Raw genomic sequence first — 7,331 nt, forward strand, 5'->3', positions numbered from 1 at the left:
GCCCCGGCCACGCCCGCCACGGCGCACCGTCCCGGCGCCGTGACCCCGCCGCACCGCCGCGAGGACATGACGCCGGTCTCCACGACGCCGGCCGCCCCGGCCGCCTCCACGACGCCCGCCGCCCCGGCCACATCGGCCGCCCCGGCAACGTCCACGTCTCCGGACACCTCCACCTCGTCCGTGCCCACGGACGCGGAGCCGGCCGCCGACGACACCGAGGGCGCCGCCCTGCCGGTCCAGGACGCGACCCGCGCGGACGCCGTGCGCCCGAGCGCTGCCCGCACCGACGCCTCCGCCGGGGACTCGAAGCTGGCCCAGGCCGGCGCGGTCGCGGGCACCGTCCTCGAGACCGTGCGCGACAAGGTGGCCGTCCCGCTGCGCGACAACGTCGCGATCCCGGCCAAGGACAAGGCCGTGAAGGTGGTCAAGGCGAAGCTGGCCGAGGCGCAGGAGCGCCGCCGGAACAAGCGCTGACCTGACGCCGCACCGGACGGCGAGGGCCGCGGGGAGGATCTCCCCGCGGCCCTCGCCGTCTCTGCACTGCGGGGGTGCGTGATCGGCTCTGACCCCCGCACGGCCTTGGCCCGCCCGCGCGGCCACGCCACGCTCAGACGTGCCCGGCCGCACGGCTCTGCACTCCCGCACGGCTCTGCACTCCCGCACGGCTCTGCGCGCCCACCCGCCACGACGACGGCGGCCGCCCCCTCGTGAGAGGGAGCGGCCGCCGTGGACTCGCCGACGCCGCGCGGGCGCCGGTCAGGTCCGGTCGATCAGATGCGGGCCTCGCCGCCGCCGGCGACGCCGGGGATGTCGTCGCCCTGGCGCTTCTTGACCTCGTCCTCGATGCGCTGTCCGATCGTGGCGTCCACGTTCTTCCAGTACTGGAAGGCGCGGGCCTGGACGTCCTCGCGGACGCCGTCCAGGGCGCCGGCGACGGTCTCCACGAAGGCGTCGCGCTCGGCGTCGGTGAAGACCTCGCGGACCAGCGTGCCGGCCTGGCCGAAGTCGTCGTCGTCCTTGCGCAGGGCCTGGGCCTCGCGGGTCAGGGTGCCGTCCGCCTCCCAGCCGTCGTCCACGGGGCCGGTCTCGTCGGACCAGGAGTCGCCGTTGGAGTTGGGCGCGTAGGTGGAGCGGGCGCCGGTGTGGTCGTACCACATCTGGCCGTCGAACGCGTAGTTGTGCACCTCGTTCTTCGGGCGGTTCACCGGCAGCTGGTTCACGTGGGCGCCCACGCGGTACAGCTGGGCGTCGTGGTACGCGAAGGAGCGGCCCAGGAGCATGCGGTCCGGGGACAGGCCCACGCCGGGGACCATGTTGCCCGGGTTGAACGCGGCGGACTCGATCTGCGCGAAGTGGTTCTCCGGGTTGCGGTTCAGGGTCAGCGTGCCGACCTTGATGCGCGGGTAGTCCTTCTTGGAGATCGTCTTCGTGAGGTCGAAGGGGTTGAACCGGTAGGTCTTGCCCTCCTCGTAGGGGATCGCCTGGATGTACAGGTCCCACTTGGGGTAGTCGCCCTTGGCAATGGACTCGAACAGGTCCTGGCGGTGGTAGTCGGCGTTCTTGCCGGCCATCGCCTCGGCCTCCTCGTTCGAGAAGTTGTGCACGCCCTGCTGGGAGATGAAGTGGTACTTCACCCAGTGCTTCTCACCCTGGGCGTTGACCCACAGGTAGGTGTGGGAGCCGTAGCCGTTCATCTCGCGCCAGGTGCGCGGCAGGCCGCGCGGGCCCATCAGGTAGGTCACCTGGTGCGCGGACTCCGGGGTGTTGGTCCAGAAGTCCCACTGCATGGTGGCGTCGCGCAGGCCGGAGTCCGGCAGGCGCTTCTGCGAGCGGATGAAGTGGGTGAACTTCATGGGGTCGCGCAGGAAGAAGATCGGGGTGTTGTTGCCGACGACGTCGAGGTTGCCCTCGTCCGTGTAGAAGCGCAGCGCGAAGCCGCGCACGTCGCGCCAGGTGTCCGGGGAGCCCAGCTCGCCGGCCACGGTGGAGAAGCGCAGGAGGGTCTCGGTCTTGGCGCCCGGCTGGAACACCAGGGCCTTGGTGTACTTCGAGACGTCCTCGGTCACCTCGAACTCGCCGAACGCGCCGGAGCCCTTGGCGTGCGGGCGGCGCTCGGGGATGTTCATGCGGTTGAAGTGCTGGTGGGTCTCCACCAGGTGGGTGTCATGGAGGACGATGGGGCCCTCGCTGCCCACGGTCAGGGACTGGCGGTCGCTGACGGCGGGCGCGCCGTTCTGGCGCGTCGAGCCGGTGGCGTGCGGGGTCGTCTTCTGGTTCTCCGTCATGGAACTCTCCTTCGTCGATCGACGTCGACCGCACACCGAATGGCCGGGGCGCGGCCTCACCCCCGATCTTGGCACATTTCTGAATCAGTCAAAAGAACCGCCCGGTCTCGACGTCGTGCGATGCACGAGGGCCCGCGTGCGCCCCCGGTCACTAGGATGGGCGGCACCGGAGCCTTCCGGCCGCACAGACCCCCGCTTCGAAGGGAATCCCCCGTGACGCAGACGCCCGACATCAACACCCAGCCACTGTCCGAGGTGGACCCGGAGATCGCCGCGGCGCTCGCGGACGAGCTCGGCCGCCAGCGGGGCACGCTGGAGATGATCGCCTCGGAGAACTTCGTGCCGCGCGCCATCCTCGAGACCCAGGGCTCGGTGCTGACCAACAAGTACGCGGAGGGCTACCCGGGCCGTCGCTACTACGGCGGCTGCGAGTTCGTGGACGTCGCCGAGAACCTCGCGATCCAGCGCGCCAAGGACCTGTTCGGCGCCGAGCACGCCAACGTCCAGCCGCACGCCGGCGCGCAGGCCAACGTGGCCGTGATGACCGCGCTGATGGACCACGGGGACACCCTGATGGGCCTGTCCCTGGCCCACGGCGGCCACCTCACCCACGGCATGAAGATCAACTTCTCCGGCAAGAACTACAAGATCGCCGCCTACGAGGTGGAGCCGGACACCTACCGGATCGACATGGACAAGGTCCGCGAGAAGGCCCTCGAGGCCCAGCCGAAGGTGATCGTCGCCGGCTGGTCCGCCTACCCCCGTCAGCTGGACTTCGCCGCCTTCCGCTCCATCGCGGACGAGGTCGGCGCCAAGCTGTGGGTGGACATGGCCCACTTCGCCGGCCTCGTGGCCGCCGGCCTGCACCCGAACCCGGTGCCGCACGCCGACGTCGTCACCTCCACCGTGCACAAGACCCTCGCCGGCCCCCGCTCGGGCTTCATCCTCTCCACCGAGGAGTTCAAGAAGAAGATCGACTCCGCCGTGTTCCCGGGCCAGCAGGGCGGCCCGCTGATGCACGCGATCGCGGGCAAGGCCGTGGCCTTCAAGATCGCCGGCTCGGCCGACTTCAAGGAGAAGCAGGAGCGCACCCTGCAGGGCGCCCAGATCCTGGCCGAGCGCCTCACCGCCCCGGACATGACCGAGCTGGGCATCTCCGTGCTCACCGGCGGCACCGACGTGCACCTGGTCCTCGTGGACCTGCGCGAGTCCCAGCTGGACGGCAAGCAGGGCGAGGACATCCTGCACGAGGTGGGCATCACCGTGAACCGGAACTCGGTGCCGTGGGACCCGCGCCCGCCGATGACCACCTCCGGCCTGCGCATCGGCACCCCCGCCCTGGCCTCCCGCGGCCTCGGCGAGGCCGAGTTCCGCGAGGTCGCCGAGATCGTCGCCGCGGCCCTCAAGCCGAGCCCGGACGTGCAGGCGCTGCGCGCCCGCGTCGTGAAGCTCACCGAGGACTTCCCGCTGTACGACGGCCTCGAGGGCTGGTGAGGCGCCGATGACCGCGAAGGTCCTGGACGGCAAGGCCACGGCCGCCGCCCTCAAGGAGGAGCTGCGCGAGCGGGTGTCCGCTCTCACCGAGCGCGGGCACACCCCCGGCCTGGGCACCGTGCTCGTGGGCGAGGACGCCGGCTCGCAGAAGTACGTGGCCGGCAAGCACCGCGACTGCGCCGAGGTGGGCATCGAGTCCATCCAGCGCGAGCTGCCCGCGGACGCCACCGAGGAGGAGATCCTCGCGGTGGTGCGCGAGCTGAACGAGGACCCGGCCTGCACGGGCTACATCGTCCAGCTGCCGTTGCCGAAGCACGTGGACACCCAGAAGGTGCTCGAGGCCATCGACCCGGACAAGGACGCGGACGGCCTGCACCCCATGAACCTGGGGCGGCTCGTGGCCTCGGTCGGCGGCGAGCTGGACTCGCCGCTGCCGTGCACCCCCGCCGGCTGCGTCGAGCTGCTGCGCCGCCACGGCGTGGAGCTGGCCGGGAAGCACGTGCTGGTCATCGGCCGCGGCGTGACCATCGGCCGCCCCGCCGGCCTGGTGCTCACCCGCCGCGAGGTCAACGCCACCGTGACCCTGGCCCACACGGGCACGCAGAACCTGGACGAGCTGCTCGGCCAGGCCGACGTCGTGATCGCCGCCGCCGGCTCCGCCCACATGGTGCGGCCGGAGCAGGTCAAGGACGGCGTGATCGTCCTGGACGTGGGCGTCTCCCGCGTCACCGGGGAGGACGGCACGTCGCGCGTCCTGGGCGACGTGGACCCGGCCGTGAAGGAGAAGGCGGCCTGGATGGCGCCGAACCCGGGCGGCGTGGGGCCGATGACCCGCGTGATGCTCCTGTCCAACGTGGTGGAGGCCGCCGAGCGCGCGGCCGACGCCGAGGACTGGGCGGGGGAGCGCGCCGAGGCCTGACCGGCCCGTCGCACCCCGCCCGGCTGACCGGACCCTGCGGCCTGGCCCCCGTCTCGCACGAGACGGGAGCCAGGCCACAGGGTCCGTCGCGTCCGGGGGTCATATCCGGGGGCCACGGGCCGGAACCCCGGCCGGTGACCGGCCGCGCGGCGGGCGCCTAGCCTGCGGTCCATGGACGCCCTCGACCTGCCCGCCCTCGCCGCCGCCCGCGCCCTGGAGCTGCCGGGCTCGGAGCTCACCCACCCGTTCGGGCCGGAGGCGGACGTGTACAAGGTCCGCGGCAGGGTCTTCATGCTCGTGCTGGAGGCCCAAGGGGCGATGCTCGTGAACCTCAAGGCCGTGCCCGAGGACGGCGCGGCCCTGCGCGAGGCCTACCCCGCGCAGGTCACCCCCGGCTACCACATGAGCAAGCGGCACTGGATCTCGCTCGGACCGCCCTCGGCGGACCCGCGCGACGACGACGCCCCGGCCCGCCTCGACGCGGCGCTCGTGAGGGACCTGGTCACCGAGTCCTACCTGCTGGTGCTCGAGCGCAGCGTGCCGCGGCGCGACTGGCCGGTGGACCCGGCGACGTTCGGCCGCGGCTGAGCGGCCCGGCACCGCGCGCGTGGTCGTACGATGAGCAGTTGTGAGCCACGCCATCCCCGCTTCGCCCTCGCCTTCGCAGTCACCCGCCGACGCCCCCGACGCCGGCCCCGCCCCGGTCATCCGCGCCCGCGGGCTGCGCAAGCAGTACGGCGACTTCCACGCGGTCAAGGGCATCGACCTGGACGTGCGCCCGGGGGAGTGCTTCGGCCTGCTCGGCCCCAACGGCGCCGGCAAGTCCACCACCATGCGGATGCTGGCCGGAACGTTGCAGCGCACGGCCGGGGAGCTGAGCATCCTGGGCATCGACCCGGAGGAGGACGGCCCCGCCGTGCGCGCCCGCCTCGGCGTGGTCCCGCAGCAGGACAACCTGGACGAGGAGCTCACGGCCCGGGAGAACATCCTGATCTACGGCCGCTACTTCGGCCTGCCCTACTCGTACCTGCGCCCCAAGGCGGACGAGCTGCTCGCCTTCGCCCAGCTCACGGAGAAGGCGGACGCGAAGGTCACCGACCTCTCCGGCGGCATGAAGCGGCGCCTGGTGATCGCCCGCGCCCTCGTCAACGAGCCGGCCCTGTTCCTCCTGGACGAGCCCACCACGGGCCTGGACCCGCAGGCGCGCCACATCCTCTGGGACCGCCTCTACCGGCTCAAGGAGCGCGGCACCACGCTGCTGCTCACCACCCACTACATGGACGAGGCCGAGCAGCTGTGCGACCGGCTCGTGGTGGTGGACGGCGGGCAGATCATGGCCGCCGGCACCCCGGCCGCGCTGATCCGCGAGCACGCCTCGCGCGAGGTCCTCGAGGCCCGCTTCGGCGCGGACCGCAACGAGGCCGCCGCGCGCACGATCCAGGCGCGCGCCGGCGACGGCGTCGTGCACCGGGTGGAGGTCCTGCCGAACCGCGTGCTCGTCTATGCGGCGCACGCGGACGACCTGCACGCCGTGGTCCAGGGCCTCGTCGACGACGGCGCCCTGCCCGCCCCCGTCACCACGCTGACCCGCCGAGCGAGCCTCGAGGACGTCTTCCTCATCCTCACCGGCCGCACCCTGGTGGACTGAGCCGTGGACGCCTCCACCACGACGACGGCCCCCGGCCCCGCCGCGCCCCGCGCCTCTGCGTCACCCGCCCCGCTGAGCCCGCCGATCTCGGCCGGGGAGTCCGCCGAGCGCGTCACGCGCCGCGGCGCGCTCTACTACGCCGAGCACCAGCTGCGGAACATGCGCCGCTACGGCTCGGTGCTGATCGTGGGCGCCCTCGGCGAGCCGATCGTGTACCTGCTGGCCATGGGGCTGGGCCTGGCCCAGCTCATGGGCGGCGGCGCCGCACAGGAGGGGCTCGGCGGCGTCTCCTACGTCGCGTTCCTGGCACCCGCCCTGCTGGCCTCGGGCGCCCTGATGACGGCAGCGGTCGAGTTCTCCTACCCCGTCATGGGCGGGTTCCAGTGGCAGAAGACGTACTACGCCGCGCAGGCCACGCCGCTCACGCCGGCGCAGATCGCCGTGGGCCACCTGGGGGCGGTGAGCCTGCGCTTCCTGTTCCAGGGGCTCGTGTTCTTCCTGGTGATGCTCGCGTTCGGGGTGGTGCACAGCCCGTGGGGCTGGCTGCAGATCCTCACGGCCACCCTCGGCGGGCTGGCCATCGGCGCGCCCATCATGGCGTTCGCGGCCTCCCTGACCGAGGACAAGGGGCAGTTCGCCACGGTGCAGCGGCTCGTGATCATGCCGCTGTTCCTGTTCTCCGCCACGTTCTACCCGCTCGAGGCGCTGCCGGTGTGGCTGCGCTGGATCGGCTGGATCTCCCCGCAGTGGCACGCCGCCCAGCTGGGCCGCGTGCTCTCCTACGGCATGGCGGAGCCGGTGTGGCTGACCGTGCTGCACGTGGTGGTGCTCGTGGCCATGGCCGCCGTCGGCACGTGGCTGGCGGTGCGGATCTACACTCGACGCCTGGGCTGGCGCCGCGGCACCCCGGACGGGGACGCCCTCGCCCGCCCCAAGCCCGTCCGCGCGTCCCGGCTGGGCCGCCGCGCGCGGGAGGTCGACGCAC

General features: G+C 72.6%; 6 protein-coding genes and 1 pseudogene. 6 read left to right on the top strand and 1 reads right to left on the bottom strand.

What is annotated here, in order from left to right:
* Positions 1 to 474, top strand: a pseudogene (locus NWP10_RS09570) (hypothetical protein); the annotation flags it as partial.
* A 296-nt stretch (positions 475 to 770) separates the two neighbouring features.
* Here NWP10_RS09570 and NWP10_RS09575 read toward each other — a convergent pair.
* A complete protein-coding gene (locus NWP10_RS09575) occupies positions 771 to 2,285 on the bottom strand; it encodes a catalase (RefSeq protein WP_017489283.1) in 1,515 nt (504 codons plus the stop codon).
* Between the two features lie 213 nt (positions 2,286 to 2,498).
* Here NWP10_RS09575 and glyA point away from each other — a divergent pair, with 213 nt between their 5' ends.
* From glyA to NWP10_RS09600, 5 genes are all read left to right on the top strand, one after another.
* Positions 2,499 to 3,779 (top strand): serine hydroxymethyltransferase, encoded by a 1,281-nt coding sequence (glyA, locus tag NWP10_RS09580; RefSeq protein ID WP_258300738.1) that lies wholly within the window; start codon positions 2,499 to 2,501, stop codon positions 3,777 to 3,779.
* Positions 3,780 to 3,786: 7 nt separating this feature from the next.
* A complete protein-coding gene (locus NWP10_RS09585) occupies positions 3,787 to 4,698 on the top strand; it encodes a bifunctional methylenetetrahydrofolate dehydrogenase/methenyltetrahydrofolate cyclohydrolase (protein ID WP_017489281.1) in 912 nt (303 codons plus the stop codon).
* 171 nt (positions 4,699 to 4,869) lie between these two features.
* Positions 4,870 to 5,286, top strand: a complete 417-nt coding sequence (locus NWP10_RS09590; protein ID WP_017489280.1) for an MmcQ/YjbR family DNA-binding protein — start codon at positions 4,870 to 4,872, stop codon at positions 5,284 to 5,286.
* A 52-nt stretch (positions 5,287 to 5,338) separates the two neighbouring features.
* Positions 5,339 to 6,346, top strand: coding sequence for an ABC transporter ATP-binding protein (locus NWP10_RS09595; RefSeq protein WP_375162482.1), 1,008 nt, complete (start codon positions 5,339 to 5,341; stop codon positions 6,344 to 6,346).
* Positions 6,347 to 6,349: 3 nt separating this feature from the next.
* A partial coding sequence (locus tag NWP10_RS09600; protein WP_258300739.1) for an ABC transporter permease occupies positions 6,350 to 7,331 on the top strand: 982 nt, incomplete at its 3' end.

Origin of the sequence: Micrococcus sp. HG099 (genome assembly GCF_024723355.1) — a bacterium.
GTDB classification, from domain to species: domain Bacteria; phylum Actinomycetota; class Actinomycetes; order Actinomycetales; family Micrococcaceae; genus Micrococcus; species Micrococcus endophyticus.

Excerpts from the sequence above, each read along its gene's own strand:
- NWP10_RS09590 (WP_017489280.1), top strand. The coding sequence starts at position 4,870 with ATGGACGCCCTCGACCTGCCCGCCCTCGCCGCCGCCCGCGCCCTGGAG.
- NWP10_RS09575 (WP_017489283.1), bottom strand. The coding sequence starts at position 2,285 with ATGACGGAGAACCAGAAGACGACCCCGCACGCCACCGGCTCGACGCGC.
- NWP10_RS09585 (WP_017489281.1), top strand. The coding sequence starts at position 3,787 with ATGACCGCGAAGGTCCTGGACGGCAAGGCCACGGCCGCCGCCCTCAAG.